General features: G+C 75.9%; 18 protein-coding genes. 9 read left to right on the plus strand and 9 right to left on the minus strand.

The features are described 5' to 3' along the window. Entirely contained in the window at positions 1-1,371 is a 1,371-nt protein-coding gene (locus K353_RS07990; RefSeq protein ID WP_370447572.1) for a cobyrinate a,c-diamide synthase, read from the plus strand. Between the two features lie 92 nt (positions 1,372-1,463). Here K353_RS07990 and K353_RS07995 read toward each other — a convergent pair whose 3' ends face one another. Next, positions 1,464-3,134: a DUF4190 domain-containing protein gene (locus K353_RS07995; protein ID WP_111552878.1), complete on the minus strand. Its 1,671-nt coding sequence runs from the start codon at positions 3,132-3,134 to the stop codon at positions 1,464-1,466. 147 nt (positions 3,135-3,281) lie between these two features. On the opposite strand from K353_RS07995, the gene K353_RS08000 reads away from it, so the two are divergent. The 5 genes from K353_RS08000 to K353_RS08020 all read left to right on the plus strand — a co-directional run bounded on the left by K353_RS08000 (position 3,282) and on the right by K353_RS08020 (position 9,590). Beyond that, positions 3,282-3,932 carry a GntR family transcriptional regulator gene (locus tag K353_RS08000; RefSeq protein WP_111552879.1) on the plus strand — a complete coding sequence of 217 codons (651 nt, stop codon included), beginning with the start codon at positions 3,282-3,284 and terminating at the stop codon, positions 3,930-3,932. A 5-nt stretch (positions 3,933-3,937) separates the two neighbouring features. Next, positions 3,938-4,420, plus strand: a complete 483-nt coding sequence (locus tag K353_RS08005; RefSeq protein ID WP_111552880.1) for an OsmC family protein — start codon at positions 3,938-3,940, stop codon at positions 4,418-4,420. Positions 4,421-4,579: 159 nt separating this feature from the next. Beyond that, on the plus strand, positions 4,580-5,305 hold the full coding sequence (locus K353_RS08010) for a WXG100 family type VII secretion target (RefSeq protein ID WP_111552881.1): 726 nt from the start codon (positions 4,580-4,582) through the stop codon (positions 5,303-5,305). After that, positions 5,302-9,102 carry an RHS repeat-associated core domain-containing protein gene (locus K353_RS08015; protein WP_111552882.1) on the plus strand — a complete coding sequence of 1,267 codons (3,801 nt, stop codon included), beginning with the start codon at positions 5,302-5,304 and terminating at the stop codon, positions 9,100-9,102. The genes K353_RS08010 and K353_RS08015 overlap by 4 nt, the downstream gene beginning before the upstream one ends. Further along, complete coding sequence (locus K353_RS08020; protein ID WP_111552883.1) at positions 9,099-9,590, plus strand: SUKH-3 domain-containing protein; 492 nt, start codon at positions 9,099-9,101, stop codon at positions 9,588-9,590. The genes K353_RS08015 and K353_RS08020 overlap by 4 nt, the downstream gene beginning before the upstream one ends. A gap of 21 nt (positions 9,591-9,611) precedes the next feature. Here the strand turns inward: K353_RS08020 and K353_RS08025 are convergent, their stop codons facing one another. From K353_RS08025 to K353_RS08035, 3 genes are all read right to left on the minus strand, one after another. Next, positions 9,612-10,715: a TolB-like translocation protein gene (locus K353_RS08025; RefSeq protein WP_233533442.1), complete on the minus strand. Its 1,104-nt coding sequence runs from the start codon at positions 10,713-10,715 to the stop codon at positions 9,612-9,614. A 79-nt stretch (positions 10,716-10,794) separates the two neighbouring features. Then, complete coding sequence (locus K353_RS08030) at positions 10,795-12,096, minus strand: MFS transporter (RefSeq protein ID WP_111552884.1); 1,302 nt, start codon at positions 12,094-12,096, stop codon at positions 10,795-10,797. Between the two features lie 6 nt (positions 12,097-12,102). Beyond that, the gene (locus tag K353_RS08035; protein ID WP_111552885.1) at positions 12,103-12,990 is read right to left on the minus strand and encodes an alkaline phosphatase family protein; all 888 of its coding nucleotides are present in this window, start codon (positions 12,988-12,990) and stop codon (positions 12,103-12,105) included. A gap of 265 nt (positions 12,991-13,255) precedes the next feature. Between K353_RS08035 and K353_RS08040 the strand changes: the two genes are divergently transcribed. Both K353_RS08040 and cobC read left to right on the plus strand, forming a co-directional pair. Further along, positions 13,256-13,690, plus strand: coding sequence for a cobalamin biosynthesis protein (locus K353_RS08040; RefSeq protein ID WP_111552886.1), 435 nt, complete (start codon positions 13,256-13,258; stop codon positions 13,688-13,690). Beyond that, positions 13,687-14,730, plus strand: coding sequence for an Rv2231c family pyridoxal phosphate-dependent protein CobC (gene cobC, locus K353_RS08045; protein WP_111552887.1), 1,044 nt, complete (start codon positions 13,687-13,689; stop codon positions 14,728-14,730). The genes K353_RS08040 and cobC overlap by 4 nt, the downstream gene beginning before the upstream one ends. Here cobC and K353_RS08050 read toward each other — a convergent pair. The 4 genes from K353_RS08050 to K353_RS36815 form a co-directional block, all read right to left on the minus strand. Beyond that, positions 14,696-14,929 carry a hypothetical protein gene (locus K353_RS08050; protein ID WP_100840202.1) on the minus strand — a complete coding sequence of 78 codons (234 nt, stop codon included), beginning with the start codon at positions 14,927-14,929 and terminating at the stop codon, positions 14,696-14,698. The genes cobC and K353_RS08050 overlap by 35 nt on opposite strands. 176 nt (positions 14,930-15,105) lie before the next feature. Continuing rightward, complete coding sequence (locus K353_RS08055; RefSeq protein ID WP_111552888.1) at positions 15,106-15,882, minus strand: MOSC domain-containing protein; 777 nt, start codon at positions 15,880-15,882, stop codon at positions 15,106-15,108. Then, positions 15,879-16,415, minus strand: coding sequence for a hypothetical protein (locus tag K353_RS08060; protein WP_111552889.1), 537 nt, complete (start codon positions 16,413-16,415; stop codon positions 15,879-15,881). Before K353_RS08060 ends, K353_RS08055 begins: the two co-directional genes overlap by 4 nt. After that, positions 16,412-17,572, minus strand: coding sequence for a M48 family metallopeptidase (locus tag K353_RS36815; protein ID WP_111552890.1), 1,161 nt, complete (start codon positions 17,570-17,572; stop codon positions 16,412-16,414). Before K353_RS36815 ends, K353_RS08060 begins: the two co-directional genes overlap by 4 nt. A gap of 427 nt (positions 17,573-17,999) precedes the next feature. Between K353_RS36815 and K353_RS08070 the strand changes: the two genes are divergently transcribed. After that, the gene (locus tag K353_RS08070) at positions 18,000-18,761 is read left to right on the plus strand and encodes an N-acetyltransferase (protein WP_111552891.1); all 762 of its coding nucleotides are present in this window, start codon (positions 18,000-18,002) and stop codon (positions 18,759-18,761) included. A 129-nt stretch (positions 18,762-18,890) separates the two neighbouring features. Here the strand turns inward: K353_RS08070 and glnII are convergent, their stop codons facing one another. Continuing rightward, positions 18,891-19,913, minus strand: coding sequence for a glutamine synthetase (gene glnII, locus K353_RS08075; protein WP_111552892.1), 1,023 nt, complete (start codon positions 19,911-19,913; stop codon positions 18,891-18,893). Positions 19,914-20,063 lie beyond the last annotated feature (150 nt).

Raw genomic sequence — 20,063 nt, forward strand, 5'->3', positions numbered from 1 at the left:
GTGACACCCCGCCTGGTGGTCGCCGCGCCCTCCTCGGGGGCGGGCAAGACCACGGTGGCCACCGGACTGATCGCGGCGCTGGCCGCGCGCGGGCTGGCGGTCTCCCCGCACAAGGTCGGCCCGGACTACATCGACCCCGGCTACCACGCGCTGGCCGCCGGGCGCCCCGGCCGCAACCTGGACGCCTGGATGAGCGGCCCGGAGCGGATCGCCCCGCTGTTCGCGCACGGCGCGGCCGGGGCGGACGTCGCCGTGGTCGAGGGCGTGATGGGCCTGTACGACGGGGCCGCCGGGCGGGGCGAGCTGGCGTCCACCGCGCAGGTGGCGAAGCTGCTGCGGGCGCCGGTGGTGCTGGTGGTGGACGCCTCCTCGCAGTCCCGCTCGGTGGCGGCGCTGGTGCACGGCTTCGCGTCCTGGGACCCGGAGGTCCGGCTGGCCGGGGTGATCCTCAACAAGGTCGCCTCCGACCGGCACGAGTCGCTGCTGCGCGAGGCCCTGGAGGAGGGCTCGGGCGTGCCGGTGCTGGGCGCGGTGCGCCGGGCCGGGGCGGTCGACACGCCGTCCCGGCACCTGGGCCTGGTGCCGGCCGTGGAGCGCTCGGCGGAGGCGCTGCGGGCGGTGCGCGAGATGGGCGAACTGGTCGGCCGGTCGGTCGACCTGGACGCGGTGCTGGCGCTGGCCCGCACCGCCCCGCCGCTGTCCGCCGCGCCCTGGGACCCGGCGGCCGAGGTCGAGCCGCTCACCGGGCCCCGGCCCCGGGTCGCGCTGGCGGGCGGCGCGGCGTTCTCCTTCTCGTACGCGGAGAACGCCGAACTGCTGGCCGCCGCCGGGGCCGAGGTGGTGCCGTTCGACCCGCTGCACGACGAGCGGCTGCCCGAGCGGACGGCCGCGCTGGTGATCGGCGGCGGCTTCCCCGAGGTGTACGTCTCCGAGCTGAGCGCCAACGCGGCGCTGCGCGGGGCGGTCGCCGACCTGGCCGCGAGCGGCGCGCCGGTGGTCGGCGAGTGCGCCGGACTGCTGTACCTGGGGCGGGAGTTGGACGGCCTGCCGATGTGCGGGGTGCTGGACTCCACGGCCCGGATGACGCCCCGGCTGACCCTCGGCTACCGGGAGGCGGTGGCGCTCGCCGACTCGCCGCTGGCGGCGGCCGGCACCCGGGTGCGCGGCCACGAGTTCCACCGCACCGCCACCGACCCGGCGGCCGGCCCGTCCCCCGCCTGGGGCTGGCGCACCCCCGCCGGCCCGCACACCGAGGGCCACCTGCACGGCTCGGTGCACGCCTCCTACCTGCACCTGCACTGGACCGGCGCGCCCGCGCTGCCCGCCCGGCTGGTCCGGCACGCCGCCGCGTGGGCGGCCGGGCGGGGCTGAACCCGGACACGGGCGGGGCTGAACGCGGCCGGGGCCGGGTGACGGGGTGTCACCCGGCCCGGTGCGGTGGGTCGGCGCGGGACGCGGCGGGGTCAGACCGCCTGGTTCGAGGGGTGCTTGGCGGGCTCCTGGTCGTGGGTGGCCAGGCCCAGCCCGCGACGCAGGTCGAGGATCAGGTCGTCGCCCAGGTGCTGGTAGCCGGCCGTCAGCTCGCGTTCGACGTCCTCGGCGCCGGTCAGCTTCCCGGCGGCCCGGAAGTGCCGGGCGGCCTCCCGGGACTCGCCCACCAGCCGGTCGACGGTCTTCCGGTCGGCGGTGGTCCACTGCGTCCCGGCGAGCAGCGCGGCCTGCTTGTCGGCGGCGGCGGCCAGCCCGTCGGCCCAGGTGCGGAACGCCGCCGGGTCGTCCGCGACGTCGAGGTCCTCGTTCGGGGCCTCGGCCCAGGCCCGGTCGAACTGGTTGGTGGCCAGCAGCAGGTGCAGCTGGTCGGATGTCAGGGTGGTCTGGTCCCTGCGCAGCGGGGCGGTGAGCGGCTTGCTGTCGGTGAAGAAGCAGACCAGCCGCCGTCCGCCGACCGCGTCCCAGCTGTTCCGGTCCGGGTAGACGTAGCGGTAGTCCAGCGAGTCGCCGAGCGTCCAGGTGTCCATCACGTACTGGTCGACGTGGTCGGAGCAGCCCTGCTCCGCCTCGTCCTCCAGCACGCTCGTGGCCGGGTAGTCGCCCGTCTCGGCCGGGATGCCGGTCCAGAAGACCTCGCCCTTGTGCGGCTGCGCGCAGTCGACCCGCCTGGTCACCAGCGTCCCCACCAGGTCGAAGCACTCGCCGACCTCCAGCCGCAGCGCGGAGGCGGCCGGCACCGCCGCGGAGCCGTTGCGGGCGGAGGTCGGGCGGCCGTCGCCGTCGTCCTGCCCGGAGGCCGGGTCGAGGACGTTGGCGACCAGCCCGACCACGAGGAGCGCCGCCCAGATCGAGCCGATCACGATGGCCGAGACCGCCAGGCCCCGGCCGCGCTCGCCGGTTCGCCTGATCTGGCGCAGCGCGATCGGGCCCATGACGACGGCGGCGGTGCCGAAGAAGCACAGGAAGCTCACCACCAGCGAGGCGATGGCCAGCCCGTTGGTGTACAGCGACCGCTGCTGCGGGAACGCCGGGTAGCCGGGCGCCCCGAACTGACCCGGCACCTGGCCGGGCACCTGGCCGGGGTACGGGCCCGGGCCGGGGTACGGGCCCGGGCCGGGGTACGGGCCCTGCGGGGGCGGGAAGGCGCCGCTCCCCCACGGCTGCCGGCCGTCCGGGGTTGGGGCCCACGGGTTGGCGGCGGACCCGGCCGCCCCGGTCTCCGCCGTACCGGCCGCGGGGGGCGCGGGGGGCGTGGCGCCGGGCGCGGGGGCCGCCCACGGGTTGACCGGCTGCGGGGCGACGGGCGCGGGCGGCGCGGGAGCGGGAGCCGCGGCGGCTGCCTGGGGAGCGGCACCGGGCGCGGGGGCCGCCCACGGGTTGACCGGCTGCGGGGCGGCGGGCGCGGCGGCGGCATCCGCAGCGGGCTCGGCGTCGGCGGGTACGGCGTCGGCGACGGACTCGGCGGGGTCGCGCTTCGCGAAGGAGACGGCGGGGACGGTCCGTCGGGCCTCGGCGGCCTCGGCGGTCTCGGCGGCGGGCTTCTCCAGCGAGCGGGCGGGCGGGGCGGCCGGAGTGCCGTCCCGGGCGTCGGCCCGGGCGTCGGCCGGGCCGTCCTTCCCGGTGCCCTCCTGGTCGAGCGGCATGAGTGGTCCCCCCTGCGAGTGAAACGGGTCGAGGCTGCGCGAATATAGCGGACCGGGCCGTCGGCGCCCCACCGAGTTCCCCACCTGCGGCTGTGCCCAGGCACCCGGTCATTGCATGCAATGCATGCAGCGCTCTACGCTGGACCGGTGCAGACCGAGAGCACCCGCGTGCGACTGCGGGAACTGATCCTGGACGGCCACTACCCGCCGGGCTCCCGGCTGGGCGAGGTGGAGGTCGCCGGGGCGCTGGGGGTGAGCCGCACGCCGGTGCGGGAGGCGTTCCGGGCGCTGGCCTCGGACGGGCTGCTGGCCCCGGCCGGGCGGGGCCTGCGGGTGGTGCGGCTGGACGGCGCGGAGCTGGTGCACGTCTACCGGGTGCGGGCCGCGCTGGAGGCGCTGACGGCCGAGCTGGCGGCCGAGCGGCAGCGGGCGGGGCGGCTGGCCCCGGCCGAGCTGGCCGACCTGGCCGCGCTCGCCGACCGCACCCACCGGGCCACCGTGGACGGGGAGTTGACCGCGGCGGTGCGGCTGAACCGGGCCTTCCACCGGCGGGTCGCCGAGCTGGCGGCCAACCCGGTGGCGCTGCACAGCCTGGACCGGCTGTGGGACCAGATCCAGGTCTCCACCCGGCGCACCCTCGGCCCGCCCGGACGCACCGCCCTGGTCGACGCCCAGCACCGCGACCTGCTCACCGCGATCACCGCCGGGGACGGGGCCGCCGCCGCGGCGGCGGCCCGCCGGCACGTCCTGGACACCTGCGCGGCCGACCGGCCGGCCGCGCCCGACGACACGGAGTGACCCGCATGGCCTTCTCCCACGACCACCACTACGCGGTCCGGGTCGAGTGGACCGGCGACCTCGGCACCGGCACCGACCACTACCGCTCCTACGCCCGGGACCACACGGTCTCGGCCGAGGGCCTGCCGGACGTCCTGGGCAGCGCCGACCCGACCTTCCGCGGCGACCGCTCCCGGTGGAACCCGGAGCAGCTGCTGCTGGCCGCGCTCGCCCAGTGCCACCTGCTCTCCTACCTGCACCACTGCGCGGTCGACGGCGTCGTGGTCCGCTCCTACGCGGACGACTCCACCGGCACCATGCGCACCGAGGGCAACGGCGGCCGGTTCACCGAGGTGGTGCTCCGCCCGCGGATCGAGGTCGCCGAGGAGTCGATGCGCGCCCGGGCGCTGGCCCTGCACGGCCCGGCGTCCCGGGACTGCTTCATCGCCTCCTCGGTGAACTTCCCGGTCCGCCACGAGCCGGTGGTGACCGTCCGCCCGGCCGACTGACCGACTGACCGGCTGTCCGGACCGGGCGAGCAACCGGTCGGCCGGACCGTCCGCCCGCCCGCACCGGTGCCCGCGCCGCCGGGCAACCGTTCCGCCGGTCGGTACGTCCGGGTATTTTGACACCCACGCACACGTGCAGGTCAGGAAAACGGGGGCACCATGGCGATCGAACTGCCCGGCGAGGTGGTGGACTTCCTCTCGATCATCGGCATCAACTGGCCGACGGTGAACGAGGACAAGGTCCGCGAGTTCGCGGGCCACGTGCGGGAGTTCGCGGAGAACGTGGACGCCTCGCACCAGCAGTCCACGGCGACGATCCAGCAGCTGGGACAGGCCTACGAGGGCGCCTCCTACGAGGCGCTGCTCGCCAAGTGGGCGGCCGTCTCCGACCAGCACCTGAACGAACTCGTCCAGGCCTGCCACGTGGTGGCGCAGGCGCTGGACGTGGCGGCGGACGTGATCGTGGCGATGAAGGTGGAGACCATCGCCGAACTGGTCGCGCTGGCCGCCGCGTTCGTCGCCGACCAGGCCGCCGCGATCGCCACCCTCGGCGCGGCCGAAGCCGCGGTGATCCTCATCGAGGAGGCCGCCAAACGCCTGATCAACTACCTGGAACAGCAGTTGGAGCAGTACGTCATCGGCCAGGTGGTGGAAGCCGCCATCAACCCGCTGGTGGACACCGTCGCCCACGCCGTCCAGGGCATGGTCTTCCAGGCCGCCGAAGGCGCGCTCGGCGTCTCCGCCGGCGGCGCGGGCGGCACCGGCTTCCGCATCGACCCCGACGCCCTGGACGAACACGCCCGCACCATGCACGACCACGCCGAGACCGTCGCCGGCCACGCCCAGGTCTTCCAGTCGAAGATCGCGGGGGTGAGCTTCGAATGAGCAACCAGATCGTCAAAGCACTCGAACACGGCGCGCAGAAGCTCGGCAAGACCCTCGCCGAGGACGCCGGCAAGGCGTTGAAGTCCTTCTACCGCAAGGCCGGCGACAACCTGAAGACCGTCGCCAAGAACACCCGCGAGATCGAGCAGAAGCACGTCAAGGACCTGGAGAAGATCCTCAAGGGCGAGGGCGGGGACGGCGTCCCGCACCCCCGTTCGGGCGGCGGCGGGCGCGGGTCCGCCCCGCGCAACGAGGGCCGGGGCCGCGAGCGGGTGGCGGACCCGCACCGGCCGGGCCGGCCGCCCGAGTCACGCTGCCAGGGCGGCGAGCCGGTCGACGTGGCGACCGGCGTGATGTTCATCGAGCAGCAGGACGTCGCCCTGCCCGGCGCGCTGCCGCTGCTGTTCAAGCGCTCCTACGAGTCCGACCACCGGGCCGGCTGGTGGATGGGCCCGGCGTGGGCCTGCACCTTCGACGAGCGGCTGGAGATCGACGCCGAGGGGGTCGTCCACCTCACCCCCGACCGCACCGCCCAGGCGTACCCGCACCCCGCGCCCGGCGAGCCCGCCCAGGCCGGGGCCGGCGCCCGGCTGGACCTCGCGCTCGCCCCGGACGGCGGCGGCTACACGCTGACCGACCGCGCCGGGGGCCTGGTCAAGGAGTTCACCCGCCGCCCGGCCGGGGACGTCGCCCTGCTGACCGCCGTCCGGGACCGCTCCGGCCACCGGGTGGACCTGGTCCACGACGCCGACGGCGTGCCGCTCTCGCTCACCCACTCCGGCGGCTACCGGGTGCTGGTGACCGTCGACGGCGGCCGGATCACCGCGCTGCGGCTGGCCGGCGCGGGCGAGGAGGGCCGCGACCTGCTGCTGGCCCGGTACGGCTACACCGACGGGCACCTCAGCTCGGTCTACGACTCCTCCGGCAAGCCGCTGCGGTTCACCAACGACGCCGCCGGCCGGATCACCGCCTGGACCGACCGCAACGGCACCGAGTACCGCTACAGCTACGACGCCCGGGACCGGGTCACCGACGAGGGCGCCGCCGACGGCACCCTGCGCTTCCACTTCGGGTACGGCGAGCCGGACCCGGCCACCGGCCTGCGGACCACCACGGAGACCAACGCCCTCGGGCACACCACCGCCTACACCGTCAACGAGCTCCACCAGATCACCGCGATCACCGACCCGCTCGGGAACACCACCCGCTTCGAGCGCGACGCGCACGACCGGCTGCTGTCGCGCACCGACCCGCTCGGCCGCACCACGCACTTCGCCCACGACGGCGTCGGCGACCTGACCGCCGTCACCCGCCCGGACGGCGAGCGGTCCACCGCGGCGTACTTCGGCGACACCAGCCTGCCCACCGAGATCACCCGGCCGGGCGGCCTGACCTGGCGCCAGACCTACGACGCGGCCGGCCGGCGCACCTCGGTCACCGAGCCGACCGGCGCCACCACCCGCTACCGGTACGACGAGGACGGCCACCTGGCCGCCGTCACCGACCCGCTGGGCCACTCCACCCTGGTGCGCTGCAACCCGGCCGGCCTCCCGGTCGAGATCACCGACCGGGACGGCGCCACCACCCGCTACCGGCGGGACGCCTTCGGCCGGATCACCGCCGTCACCGACCCGCTGGGCGCCGTCACCCGGCTGGAGTGGACCCCCGAGGGCCGGCTGCGCGCCTGCACCGCGCCCGACGGCACCACCGAGACCTGGACGTACGACGACGAGGGCAACCTGCTGGTCCGCACCGACGGGCTGGGCCGGGCCACCCGGTACGAGTACACCCCGTTCGAGACGGTCGCCGCCCGGACCGGCCCCGACGGCACCCGGCTGGTCTTCGACTACGACGCCGACATGAACCTGGTGGCCGTCACCGACTCGCTGGGCCGCCGGTGGAGCTACGCGTACGACGCCGCCGGGCGGCTGGTCGGCGAGCGCGACTTCGACGGCCGGACGGTCGGCTACCAGCTGGACGCGGCCGGGCAGGTGGTCGCCCGCACCACCCCGACCGGCAGCCTGGTCCGCTACGCCTACGACCTGCTGGGGCAGGTGGTCGCCAAGGACGTCGACGGAGCCGCCACCAGCTACGCCTACGACCCGGCCGGGCACCTGCTGCGCGCCACCGGACCGGACGCCGAGGTGCTGCGCACCGTCGACGCGCTGGGCCGCGTCCTCACCGAGACGGTCGACGGCCGCACCCTCGCCCACACCCGCGACCCGCTGGGCCGCAGCGTGCGCCGCACCACCCCGACCGGCCACGCCAGCGACTGGGCCTACGACCCGGAGGGCCGCCGGACCGCGCTGACCACCGCCGCCGGCACCCTGGAGTTCCGCTACGACGAGGTCGGCCGGGAACTCGAACGCTCCCTCGGCGAACGGCTGACCCTGGCCAGCAGCTGGGACTCCGAGCACCGGCTGACCGGCCAGATCCTGCGCTCCGAGCGGGACGTCCTGCAGCGCCGCGACTACGCCTACCGCGCCGACGGCCTGCTGACCGGCGTCGACGACCGGCTGAACGGCCTGCGCACCTTCGAGCACGACGCCGCCGACCGGGTCACCGCCGTCCGGGCCGAGGGCTGGACCGAGAGCTACGCCTACGACCCGGTCGGCAACCTCACCGAGGCCGACTGGCCCGCCACCGGCGCCACCGAGGCCGCCCGCGGCACCCGCGTCCACACCGGCACCCGGCTCACCGCCGCCGGCCGGGTCCGCTACGAGCACGACGCCGCCGGGCGCACCGTCCTGCGGCAGGTCACCCGGCTGTCGCGGAAGCCCGACACCTGGCACTACAGCTGGGACGGCGAGGACCGCCTCACCGGCGTCACCACCCCCGACGGCACCCGCTGGCGCTACCTGTACGACCCGTTCGGGCGGCGGACCGCCAAGCACCGGCTGGCCGCCGACGGGACCGTCGAGGAGCGCACCGAATTCACCTGGGACGGCTCCGTCCTGGTCGAGCAGACCACCTCGGCGCCCTACCTGCCCGGCCCGCACACCCTCAGCTGGGACCACAGGGGCCTCCAGCCGCTCGCCCAGACCGAGACCATCACCGACCGGGAGCAGGTCGACCGGCGCTTCTTCGCCATCGTCACCGACCTGGTCGGCACCCCCACCGAACTCGTCGACCCGGCCACCGACACCATCGCCTGGCGGGCCACCCCCACCGTGTGGGGCCACACCACCTGGCCCGGCGACAGCACCACGTACACCCCGCTGCGCTTCCCCGGCCAGTACTTCGACCCGGAGACCCGGCTCCACTACAACCTCAACCGCTACTACGACCCCGAGACCGCCCGCTACACCAGCCCCGACCCGCTCGGCCTCTCGCCCGCGCCCAACCCGCACGCCTACGTCCACAACCCGCACACCTGGGCCGACCCGCTCGGCCTGATGCCGGAGGCGTCCGGCGACCTCAAGAAGGAACTGATGGAGCTGGGCAAGAAGCGCGCCCAGCAGGTCGCCGCCGGGCTCGGCGAGGACGAGACGCCGCCGGGCGCCTACACGGTGGGCCGCGACCGCACCACCGGCAGGACCTACTACGGTGAGAGCGGCCCGGAGACCGGGCACCACCAGAAGGTCAACGAGGCGATGCCCGACGAGTCGCAGCGCGCCGACGGCCGGCCGCCGGGGGTGTGCGGCGAGCCGCGGATGTTCACCAACGCGGCCAAGGACGGCGCGGACCCGAAGAACATCGACCTGGTCACCGTCAACACCAAGGGCAAGAAGTTCAAGATGTGCGAGAACTGCGGAAGTTGGGTCCCCCACTTCGGAGGAGAGGTACTGACCGGATGAGCGGCACCGACGGGCGCACGGGCGTCCCGGCCCTGCGGGAGGCGCTGGGCGGCGCGGCGGAGGTCGAGGTCCACCCCTTCGACCCGGAGCGGGCGTGCGCGGACTACGCCGAGGAGGGCTACCAGGTCACCGACCGGCTGCGGGAGTTCCTGGCCGCCTGGGGCGGGCTGACGGTGACCTGGCGGTTCCGCGGCGCCGAGACGGCCCTGACCACCGCGACCGGGCCGACCCTGGAGTCCACCCACGCCTTCCCGCGCAGCGTGGGGATCTGGTCCCGGCGGCTGGGGCAGCAGGTGGCCCTGGTCGGCACCGCCTTCGGGACCGAGGAGGCGCTGCTGCTGGCCGAGGACGGCGACGTGCTGCTGGTCGGCGACGCCGGCTTCCAGCGGGTCGGCCGCGGCTTCGCGGAGGCGGTCCGGCGCCTGGTCGCCGCCGACTACGACCGGACGTTCTTCTGGCCCGACCCGCCGACGCCCGCCGCCGGTTAGGCCCGGTCCGGGTGGGCGCCGTCAGCCCAGGTAGGCCGGGGCGACCGCGGAGCGGACCAGCAGCGCGGGCGCGCCGGTGCCGTCGGCCGGGACGCTCCACAGGTCGGAGCCGTAGTCGCCGGGCATCGAGTAGAGCAGGGTACGGTCGTCGGACCAGAGCGCCTGGTCGTCGATGTTGCGCTGCTCGGCGGTCGCGGTCTCGGTCATGGTGGCCAGGTCCAGCACGTACAGCCGCCAGGGGGCGGCCGGGTCCGCGTCGGCGACCCGCTTCTTGTAGGCGATCCGGGTGCCGTCGGGCGACAGCGAGGGGCACTCGACGTTCTGGTGCAGGGTGGTGAGCGTGCGGGCCGCCAGGTCGCCCCTGACCAGGTAGGTCCGGCCGCCGGTGGCGACCGTCGCGTAGAAGCCGCTGTCGTCGGCGAAGGTCACGCCCCAGACGTTGACGTCGGCGGCCTGCACCTGGTGCCCGTCCCGGATCACCCGGAAGTTCTCCAGGTTGTCGTAGAACGTCCAGTCGCGGGTGTCGACGATCGCGGTGCGGGTGGAGAAGTCGGTGCCCGCGTACGAGTCGCCGCTGACGAACACCGTCCAGCCGACCAGGTGCCCGGACGGGGAGACCCGGGCCCGGGTCGGGATGCCCGGGGCGGGGAAGCGCCGGACCTCGTGCAGCGCGGAGTCCAGCACCGAGGCGTGGTAGGTGTCGTCCAGCGCGCCGCGCTCGGCCTGCAGGCAGATGCCGGTGCCGCCGGCGGCGTGGAAGCGCAGGCACGTGACCCCGGACGCGGTGCGCGGCCCGTCCGGGTCGTCGGCGGGCACCGCGGCGACCTCGTCGCGGTGCGGGCCCCAGGCCAGGTTGCGGATCAGCAGCTGCCGCTCGCCGGACGCGTCCAGCGCGACCTTCCCCTCGTGCACCGGCGGCCCGCCCGCCTGCTCCTGGTCGCGGCGGTCGGAGCGCTGCGCGGCGTACCGCACCGCGACGGTGCCGACGGTGGCCAGCAGCAGCACGGCGAGCAGCAGCACCAGCAGCTTGCGCCGGACGGACGCGGGGCCGTCGGGGGCGGACGCGTCGGGGCCGGGGCCGGGGGCGGAACCGGGGTCGGGGTCGACGGCGGCAGGAGCGGTCATGCCAGTGCCCTCCGGGCGGGGGTGCGGGGCGTACGGGGCGGGTCGGTGCGGTACGGGGATCGGTACGGGTGGCGGCCGGTCAGGCGGTGTCGGCCGGGCCGGTGGTGGGGCGCAGCAGCCGGGTGGCGGCGAGGGCGGTCGCGGCGAGGGCCGCCGCGGTGACGGCGAGGGCGGGGCGGGGGCCCCAGACCGACCAGGCGGCGCCGAAGGCCAGTGAGCAGGTGAAGCGGGCCAGCGCCTGGCCGGTGCCGACCAGGGCCTGGCCGGCACCCTGCCGGTCGTCGGGGACGGTGGCGGCGGTGGCGGCGGCCAGCACGCCGTCGGTGGCGGCGTAGAAGGTGCCGTGCAGCAGCAGGACCAGCGCCGCGGCGGGCAGCCCGCGCAGCGGGGAGAGGACCACCGCGTAGCCGCCGAGCAGGACGGCGTGGCCGAGCAGGAACAGGGTGCGGCGGCCGATCCGGTCGGCGGCCAGGCCGAGCGGGACGGCGAGCAGCAGGAAGACCGCGGCGGTGCCGAGCGGCAGCAGCGGGAACAGGTGCGCGGGCAGGTCGAGTTGGCGCTGGAGCAGCAGGTAGAGGAAGGAGTCGCTGACGGTGGTGAGGCCGAGCAGGACGGCGGCCAGGGTGAGCCGGCGCAGCGCGGGCCGGGACAGCAGGGCGAGCGCGTCGCGCAGGGTGGGCCGGGGCCCGGCGGGGGCGGAGGCGGGCCGGCCGTCCCGGGTGATCCGGGCCGGGACGAACAGCACCAGCAGCAGCACGCCGAGCACCGCGACGCAGCCGGAGACCGTGAACACCGCGCCGTAGGAGGACCGTTCGGTCCGGTCGTCGGCGATCCGCAGGACCGCGAAGGCCAGCAGCGGGCCGATCAGCGCGCCGGTGGTGTCCATCGCGCGGTGCACGCCGAACGCCCGGCCGCGGTGCTCGGGCGCGGTGGCCAGCGAGATCATCGCGTCGCGCGGGGCGGTGCGCAGGCCCTTGCCGGTGCGGTCGACCGCCAGCACGGCGCCGATCAGCGGCAGGGTGTGGACCAGCAGCAGCAGCGGTTTGCAGAGCGCGGACAGGCCGTAGCCGAGCCCGGCGACCAGCTTGTGGCCGCGTCCGCCGCGGTCGGCGAAGTGGCCGCCGAGCAGCCGGACCAGCGCGCCGACGCCGTTGTTGATGCCGTCGAGCAGGCCGAAGCCGAGCGGGGACAGGCCCAGCGCGGTGACCACGTACAGCGGCAGGACCGCGCTGACCATCTCCGAGGAGACGTCGGTGACCAGGCTGACCGCGCCGAGCGCGAGCACGGTGCCGGGGACGGCGGCGCGCCGCCCCGGGCGGGTGCCCGGGACGACGGCCGCGGCGCGGTCACTCTTGGTGGAGCGGGCGTCCGCGAGGTACATCGGGCGTCAGTTCCAGATGCCGGTGATGTCGGTGGCGGAGGCGGCGTTGCCGGCGTGGGCGCTCAGGCCCGCCAGGTCCTCCAGGGTGCGCAGCACGTTGTAGTGGTTGTAGGTGGTGGAGGTGCTGGAGCCGGCGATGACGTGCTGGCCGTAGACCAGGGTCGGGATGCGGTTGCCGGAGAGGCTGTTGTCCTCGTCGAAGGTGACGATCAGCAGGCTGTTGTGGGTCTTGGCCCAGCTGGCGTACCCGCCGAGGTTGTTCTTGATCCAGGTGTCGCCGGTGGAGACCGAGCAGTCGTGCATGTCGCTGCACAGGTTCGGCACCACGAAGGAGACCTTCGGCAGCGTCGAGTAGTCGGTGGGGAACTGGGCGAAGGTGTACGCGGTGCTGGTCGGCACGTTGGAGAAGCCGAACCACGGGTTGTGCTTCTGCGCGTACTTGCCGCTGGAGCAGACCGTGGAGCCCTGGCTGGGCAGGGTCTCGTTGTACGAGCCCCAGGTCTTGCCCGCGGCGATCAGCTCGGAGGCCAGGTTGGCCGCGCTCTTCGAGCCGACGCCGACGCAGCCGTCGTCCGTGCGGCCCTGGTTGGAGCCGGAGAACAGCATGTAGTAGTTGGGCTCCGACGGGTGGGTCAGGCCGTAGGACTGGGTCAGGCTGGCGCCGCCGGCCTTGATCGTGTTGTTCAGGTACGGGGCGCTGGAGCTGCCGACGACCTGGCTGTAGGCGTGGTTCTCCATCACCACGACGATCACGTGGTCGGGGCTGGGCAGCGCGGCGGCCTGGGCGGCGGTGCCGGTGGCGGCCCACAGGCCGAACGAGGCGGCGGTGAGGGCGGCGGCGCTGCCGATCGCGGTCAGGCGGCGCTTGGCGCGGCGGCTGAGCTGAGCGGACATCTCGGGGTCCTCCGGGGCGGGAAGGTGCCGGACAGGGGTGTGGAGCGCCCGAAAGGCTAGGGCGGAGTCCATGGCCGCCGGGACTTTTGACACATGAAGAACAAGCGAACGGTTGGCTGAGCGGCTTCGCCCCGCCGACGCTTTTCGGCCGACCGGGCGACGCTTCTCACACCTGTCCCGATTGACCCTGCTCGGACCGACATGGTGGGATTCCAGGCGGCCCGGCGGACGGCCGGCCCGGAGCGGAACGGACGGGAGGCCGGGCGTGGCGGACGGCGCACCCGACCCCCCGGCGCGCGCCCCCCGGCTGGTGCTCGGCCTCGGACTGCGGCGCGGCACCCCCGCCGCCGAGCTGCTGCGCACCGTCGACGCGGCGCTGGCCGCCCTCGGCCTGGACCGCACCGCCCTCGCCCGGGCCGCCACCCTGGACGGCAAGCTCGACGAACCCGGACTGCGCGCTGCCGTACGGGAGTTGGGCGTCCCGCTGACCGGCCACCCGGCCGCCGTGCTGGCCGCCGTCCCGGTGCCCGGCGGCTCCGCCCGGGTCGCGGCCGCGGTCGGCACCCCCAGCGTCGCCGAAGCCGCCGCGCTCGCCTCGGCCGGGCCCGGCGCCCGCCTGCTCGCCCCGCGCACCGCCACCGCCTCGGCCACCGCCGCGCTCGCCGCACTCGCCGTACCGCCCCAGGAGGACAACAGGTGAACCAGCAGCCCGATCTGCGCCATCACGGCGACGCCGAAGTGCGCGCCGCCGGGCTGGTCGACCTCGCCGTCAACGTCCGCACCGGAACCCCGCCGGCCTGGCTGCGCGCCCGCCTCGCCGCGACCCTCGACGACCTGGCCGCCTACCCCGACGGCACCGCCGCCCGCGCCGCCGTCGCCGCCCGGCACGGCCGCCCCGCCGCGGAGGTGCTGCTCACCGCGGGCGCCGCCGAGGGCTTCGTGCTGCTCGCCCGGGTCCTGCGGCCGCGCCGCGCGGTGGTCGTGCACCCCCAGTTCACCGAGCCGGAGGCGGCGCTGCGGGACGCCGGGCACCCCGTCCACCGGGTCCTGCTGACGCCCGAGCGGGGCTTCCGGCTGCCGCCCGGCGCGGTGCCCGAGGACGCCGACCTGGTGGTGGTCGGCAACCCCACCAACCCCACCTCCGTCCTGCACCCGGCCGCCGCCCTCGCCGCGCTGGCCCGGCCCGGCCGCACCCTGGTGGTCGACGAGGCCTTCATGGACACCGACCCCGGCGAGCCGCAGAGCCTCGCCGCCGTCCGCGACCTGCCCGGCGACGTGGTCGTGCTGCGCAGCCTCACCAAGACCTGGGGCCTGGCCGGCCTGCGGATCGGCTACCTGCTCGCCCCCGCCCCGCTGGTGGCCGCGCTGGCCGCCGCGCAGCCGCTCTGGCCGGTCTCCACGCCCGCCCTGGCCGCCGCCGAACTCTGCTCCGGCCCGGCCGCGCTGGCCGAGGCGGACCGCGCCGCGCGCACCACCGCCGCCCACCGCGCGCACCTGCTGGCCGGGCTGGCCGCGCTCCCCGGCGTCCGCGTCCACGGCACCCCGGCCGCGTCCTTCGTGCTGGTCCGGCTGGCGGGCGCCGACGCCGTCCGGGCCCGCCTGCGCGAAGCGGGCTACGCCGTGCGGCGCGGCGACACCTTCCCGGGCCTCGGCCCGGACTGGCTGCGCCTGGCCGTCCGCGACCCGGCCACCACCGACGCCTTCCTCAGCGCGCTGCGAGCCGCGCTCGGCGCGCGCTAGCCACCCGCCGGCGCACCCCGTAGTAGCGGGCCACCAGGATGCCGATCAGCGGCCCGAGCAGCAGCACCGGGGCCGAGAACGCGGCGGCCAGCGAGTGCCCGGTGGCCAGCGAGACGGCGAACCAGACGGCGTACACCACCAGGAAGACGAAGACGGGCCACAGCAGCGCCCGGCGCGGGGAGATCACCTGGTTGCTCATCCGATCTGTCCTTTCGAAGCGGAACGTCCCGGCCGCCGCACCCGGCGCGCCCGCCCTGCGCTCCGATCGGCGTCGGCGGGGGTGCCGGGCGGCTGGTACCGGTTCGGGTGCCCGGGGCCGGGCGGTTCATGCCGTCCGTCCGAGCGGCCGTCGGCTCCCGGGCGCCCGCCGCCCCCTCAGTGCAGCGTGACCGCGTCCCCCGGTTCCACCGTCCCCGGGACGACGACCTGGGCGTAGGCGCCCAGGCAGGGCAGCGGCGGCAGTTCGGGCAGCGGCCGGATCCGGTTCTCCCGGGCGGGGCGGCGCAGCCCCTCCGGGTCGGCGGGGAGGCCGCCGTGGGCCAGGGCGGGGATCGCGCAGCGCGGGGTGGCGGCGATGACCCGCAGGCGCAGGCGGGGGCCGACGGCGAGTTCGCGGCCGATCCAGGCGTTCTCGGCGTACGGTGCGCCGTCGTGGTCGATCACCAGGTTGGGGCGGTAGCGGGCGGCGGGGGCACCGGCCAGGCTCGCGGTGGTGACCAGGTGCAGCGGGGCGAAGTCGACGAAGCTGCCGGGCGCCGCCGCTCCGCCGAACTCCTGGACGGTGTAATCGACTTCGGCGTCGATCCCGGCGGCGAGCACCTGCTCGGGGACGGAGCGGCGCAGCGTCGCCCCGGGCGGGCGCTCCTCGATCAGCCGGACGGGGCGGCCGAGCAGGGCGGAGATCGCCGCGTCGTCGAGCGCGGCGCCGTCGGGGCCGGTGATCCGCACCCCGCCGTCCGCCGTCCCGGCCCGCAGCGTGAGCAGGCGGCGCCAGGTGCGGGGCTCCTTGGCGCTGGCGATCCGGCCGTCGGTGAGGTCGAGCAGCGCGTAGCGGCGGTCGCCGTCCAGGCCGCCCGCGTCGATCCGGGCCCGGGCGACCTCCTCGCCGAGCAGCGACTTGACCGGGTGGCGGTGCAGTGCGGCGACCCTCAACCCCCGTTCCCCTCCGCCCAGTCGGTGAGCGCGGCGAAGTCGGCGGGGCGCAGCCCGCAGCGGTGGTCGACGGTCAGGGTGAGCGCGGGAGCCGGGTGGTGGGCGGCGATCCAGGCGGTGTCCTGCGGCCCGATCTCGTCGTCCACCCAGGCGAAGGGCCGGCCGGCCGCCCAGGCGACCAGGTGGCGGGTCTTCCAGTGCAGGCCGTCGGGGTCGCCGTGGTGCATGGACGGCCAGTCGACGTACGGCAGTTCGGGCAGGCCGAGGAGCGGGGCGAGGTGCTCGTTGGCCTCCTCCTTCCAGGTGGTGGCCCAGACGAGTTCGTAGGGCAGGGCGCGCAGCGCCGGGCCGTGTCCGGGGTGCAGCCAGACCCGCAGCGGCTTGGGCGCGCGGATGCCCGCGGCGCGCTGCCGTTCCCGCCAACTGCGCACCGGGAGGCGGTGGGTGAGGTAGCCCTCGGGACGGCGGTAGGGGGAGCCGACGTACGGGGCGAGCGGGCCGTCGACGTCGAGCAGCAGCAGCGGACGGGTCACCGGGCCTCCTCGCGGACGAGCCAGGCCCGGGCGGCGGCGATCCGGCGGCCGGTGGCGGGGTGGGTGGCGAGCAGCAGCTCGACCGCCCGGGGCGGGTACGGGTCGGCGATGTTGGCGACCGCGAGACGGCGCTGCATGGCGATGAACTGCTCGGCGTCGCGCGTGAGTTCGAGGGCGTGCCGGTCGGCGCGGGCCTCGATCCGGCGGCTGGCGGCGCACTGCGCGGGGATGCTGAGCGCACCGAGCAGGGCCGCCAGGGCGGCCAGCAGCGGGAGGGAGCGCGGGTCCTGGACGCGGTCGGCCCCGGCGGCGTCCAGCAGCGGACGCCAGGCCAGCAGGGCGGCCAGCACGGGCACCGCGACGGCCGCGCCGAGCGCGCCCAGGGCGGTGCCGGTGGCGACGTCCCGGTGCTTGACGTGGCCGAGTTCGTGGGCGGCGACCAGTTCGATCTCGCGCGGTTCGGCGGTGGACAGCAGGGTGTCGTACACCACGATCCGCCGGGTCGGGCCGAACCCGGAGACGTACGCGTTCAGCGCGGTGGTGCGGCGGGAGGCGTCGGCGACCAGCACCTCGCGCACCGCGACGCCGTCCCGGCGGGCCAACTCCAGCAGCGCGGTGCGCAGTTCACCCTCGGGCAGCGGGGTGAACCGGTTGAACAGCGGCTCCAGCACCAGCGGGTGCAGGAAGGACAGCACGACGGCCAGCAGCGCCGCTCCGACCGCCCCCGGCACCCACCAGCGGCCCGGCCAGCGGCCGATCAGCGCGTACAGCCCCAGGGCCAGCGGCAGGAACAGGGCGAGCGTGACGGCCGTGCCGCGCACCACGTCCACCGCCCAGCCGCCCCACCCCTGCGTGACCAGCCCGTACCGGGCGGACACCGCCCGCACCCGGGCCGAGAACGGCAACGCCACCACCCGGCCGAGCAGCACCAGCGCCGCACTCCCCGCCAGCACCTCGGCCGCCCAGCCGCCCCCGAACCAGCCGCCGACCGCACTCACCAGTCCCGCCCCGGCCGCGGTGAAACCGAGCACCGCGCTCAGCGCCAGCCCGGCCGCCTGCCCGCCCAGCGCCCACGGCAGCCGGGCCCGCCGCAGCGCCCGGCCCCGGGCCAGCTCCCCCGGGGTGAAGTCGGCCTCAGCGGGCGCGGTATCGGTCATGGGCCCAGCCTAGGGCCCGCGACGCCCCTCGGGAGGGGGTGCGCGGCCCGGCCGGGGACCGCAGCCGACCCGGACCGGACAGCCCGGCGGGACGGCCGCCCCGGCGGGGCCCTCCTCCCACTCCGGCACCCACCGCACCCCGCCCGGCCGGAGTTCCGACGCACGCAGCACACGGACGAGTTCGCGTCGCTCCGGGGCCCGGGCGCGGCCCGACGGTCATCCGTGCCGCCGCCCCGGCGGGAGGCCCCGGCCGGCGGGACCTGACCTCGCCCACCGCCGACCCGGCGCGCCGACCGTCACCGAACCCGTCGCCGTCCGCGCCGTCCGCGCCGTCCGCCCCGTACGCCGTGCCGCCGCTCCCGGCGGGGGCGCCGGGCCGGTGGGAGACCGCTCGGGGCGGGGGGAGGGGGCGGCCTACGATGGCCGGATGGTCGAGGAGAGCTTGCGGGTCGCGCTGGAGTTCCGTCGCGGGTTCGCCCGGCGGCAGGCTGCCGAGGTGGTGGAACTGCCGGGCGGGTTCGGCGTGTTGAGCGAGGAGTTCGGGTACTCGCACGAGCACAACCAGCTGGTGCTGGACGCTCCGCCGAGCGGGGTGGACGTGGCGGGGCTGGCCGAGGAGGTGCTGGGGCACCTGGGGCACCGGCGGATCTCGGTGTTCGACGACGCGTCCGGGGTGGCGCTCGCGCCCGGGCTGGCGGCGGCCGGGTACCGGCACGAGACCGAGGTGGTGATGGTCCACCGGGGGCCGGTGCCGTCCGGCGGGGGTGCCGGGCCGGTGGGGCTGGAGGAGTTGGCCCCGGCCCTGGAGCGGCAGTGGCGCTGCTGGCTGCCGTGGGCCGCGGACGAGTCGATCGCCCAGTTGGTGAACCGTCGTACCGCCCGCGCCCGGGGCGCCGCGCGGGTGCTGACGCTGGCCGCCCGGGACGCCGACGGCGAGTTCGGCTCCTGGGCCGACCTGTACCAGGACGCTGCGGGCACCGCCCAGATCGAGGACCTGGCCACCGCCGAGGACCGCCAGCGCCGCGGTCTGGCCGACGCCGTGCTGGCCACCGCGCTGCGGATGGCCGCCGACCGCTCCCCCGGCGGCCTGCGCTTCCTGGTCGCCGACGCCGAGGACTGGCCCCAGCGGTGGTACGCCCGGCGCGGGTTCGTCACGGTCGGCCGCACCCACGGCTTCGTCCGGATGTGACGCCCGGCGGGCACGCGGACGCGACGGCCCCGGGCACGGCGGCCCCGGACGCGACGGCCCCCCGGACACGGCGGCGCCCGCCGTCCCCTCGCGGGGGCCGGCGGGCGCTGTCGTGCGGTGCGGGGCGGGTCAGACCTGGCCGGCCTTCTCCAGGGCCTCGCAGCAGGTGTTGACCAGGAGGCGGGTGACCACGTACGGGTCGACGTTCGCGTTCGGGCGGCGGTCCTCGATGTAGCCCTTCTGCTCCACCTCGACCTGCCACGGGATGCGGACCGAGGCGCCGCGGTTGGACACGCCGTAGGAGTAGACGTTCCACGGGGCGGTCTCGTGCTTGCCGGTCAGGCGGGACTGGATGTCGTCACCGTACTGGTTGACGTGCTCCAGGACCTTCTCCTGGGAGGCGCCGAGCGACTCGCAGGCGGTGATGATGGCGTCGTAGCCCTCGCGCATCGCCTTGGTGGAGAAGTTGGTGTGCGCGCCCGCGCCGTTCCAGTCGCCCCGGGCCGGCTTGGCGTCGAGGGTGGCGTCGATGCCGAACTCCTCGGAGGTGCGGTAGAGCAGGTAGCGGGCGATCCACAGGTCGTCCGAGACGGTCAGCGCGTCGACCGGGCCGATCTGGAACTCCCACTGGCCGGGCATGACCTCGGCGTTGATGCCGCAGATCGCCAGGCCGGCGTCGATGCAGCGGTCGAGGTGCAGCTCGACGATCTCGCGGCCGAAGACCTCCTCGGCGCCCACGCCGCAGTAGTAGCCGCCCTGCGGGGCCGGGTAGCCGCCCTCGGGGAAGCCGAGCGGGCGGGAGCCCTTGAAGAAGGTGTACTCCTGCTCGATGCCGAAGATCGCCTCCTGCGCGGCGTAGCGCTCGGCGACCTCGCGCAGCGCGGCGCGGGTGTTGGTCTCGTGCGGGGTGCCGTCGATCTCCAGCACCTCGCACAGCACGAGGATGTTGTCACCGCCGCGGATCGGGTCCTTGACGACCTTGACCGGCTCCAGCACGCGGTCGGAGGCGTGGCCTTCGGCCTGGTTGGTCGACGAGCCGTCGAAGCCCCAGGTGGGGATCTTGTCCGCGTTCGGCAGCACCCGGGTCTTGGAGCGGAGCTTGGCGGTCGGCTTGGTGCCGTCGATCCAGATGTACTCGGCCTTGATCGCCACTGCGGTGATCCTCACTGCTTGGGTGGTGGGGTGCCCGCGTAGCGTCGCAAGTCGCCGTTTCCCGGTTGTTCCTCCGATGTAACGCCCATGTGAACCAACGGTCCGCAGCGGCACGCTCACCCACCGGGAGTGCCTGTCTCACGATGTGGT

It is taken from the genome of Kitasatospora sp. SolWspMP-SS2h (genome assembly GCF_003259315.1).
Classification (GTDB): Bacteria; Actinomycetota; Actinomycetes; order Streptomycetales; family Streptomycetaceae; genus Kitasatospora; species Kitasatospora fiedleri.

Excerpts from the sequence above, each read along its gene's own strand:
- K353_RS08020 (WP_111552883.1), top strand. The coding sequence starts at position 9,099 with ATGAGCGGCACCGACGGGCGCACGGGCGTCCCGGCCCTGCGGGAGGCG.
- K353_RS08025 (WP_233533442.1), bottom strand. The coding sequence starts at position 10,715 with ATGACCGCTCCTGCCGCCGTCGACCCCGACCCCGGTTCCGCCCCCGGC.
- K353_RS07995 (WP_111552878.1), bottom strand. The coding sequence starts at position 3,134 with ATGCCGCTCGACCAGGAGGGCACCGGGAAGGACGGCCCGGCCGACGCC.
- K353_RS08010 (WP_111552881.1), top strand. The coding sequence starts at position 4,580 with ATGGCGATCGAACTGCCCGGCGAGGTGGTGGACTTCCTCTCGATCATC.
- K353_RS08070 (WP_111552891.1), top strand. The coding sequence starts at position 18,000 with ATGGTCGAGGAGAGCTTGCGGGTCGCGCTGGAGTTCCGTCGCGGGTTC.
- K353_RS08050 (WP_100840202.1), bottom strand. The coding sequence starts at position 14,929 with ATGAGCAACCAGGTGATCTCCCCGCGCCGGGCGCTGCTGTGGCCCGTC.
- K353_RS08015 (WP_111552882.1), top strand. The coding sequence starts at position 5,302 with ATGAGCAACCAGATCGTCAAAGCACTCGAACACGGCGCGCAGAAGCTC.
- K353_RS36815 (WP_111552890.1), bottom strand. The coding sequence starts at position 17,572 with ATGACCGATACCGCGCCCGCTGAGGCCGACTTCACCCCGGGGGAGCTG.
- K353_RS08035 (WP_111552885.1), bottom strand. The coding sequence starts at position 12,990 with ATGTCCGCTCAGCTCAGCCGCCGCGCCAAGCGCCGCCTGACCGCGATC.
- K353_RS08030 (WP_111552884.1), bottom strand. The coding sequence starts at position 12,096 with ATGTACCTCGCGGACGCCCGCTCCACCAAGAGTGACCGCGCCGCGGCC.
- K353_RS08005 (WP_111552880.1), top strand. The coding sequence starts at position 3,938 with ATGGCCTTCTCCCACGACCACCACTACGCGGTCCGGGTCGAGTGGACC.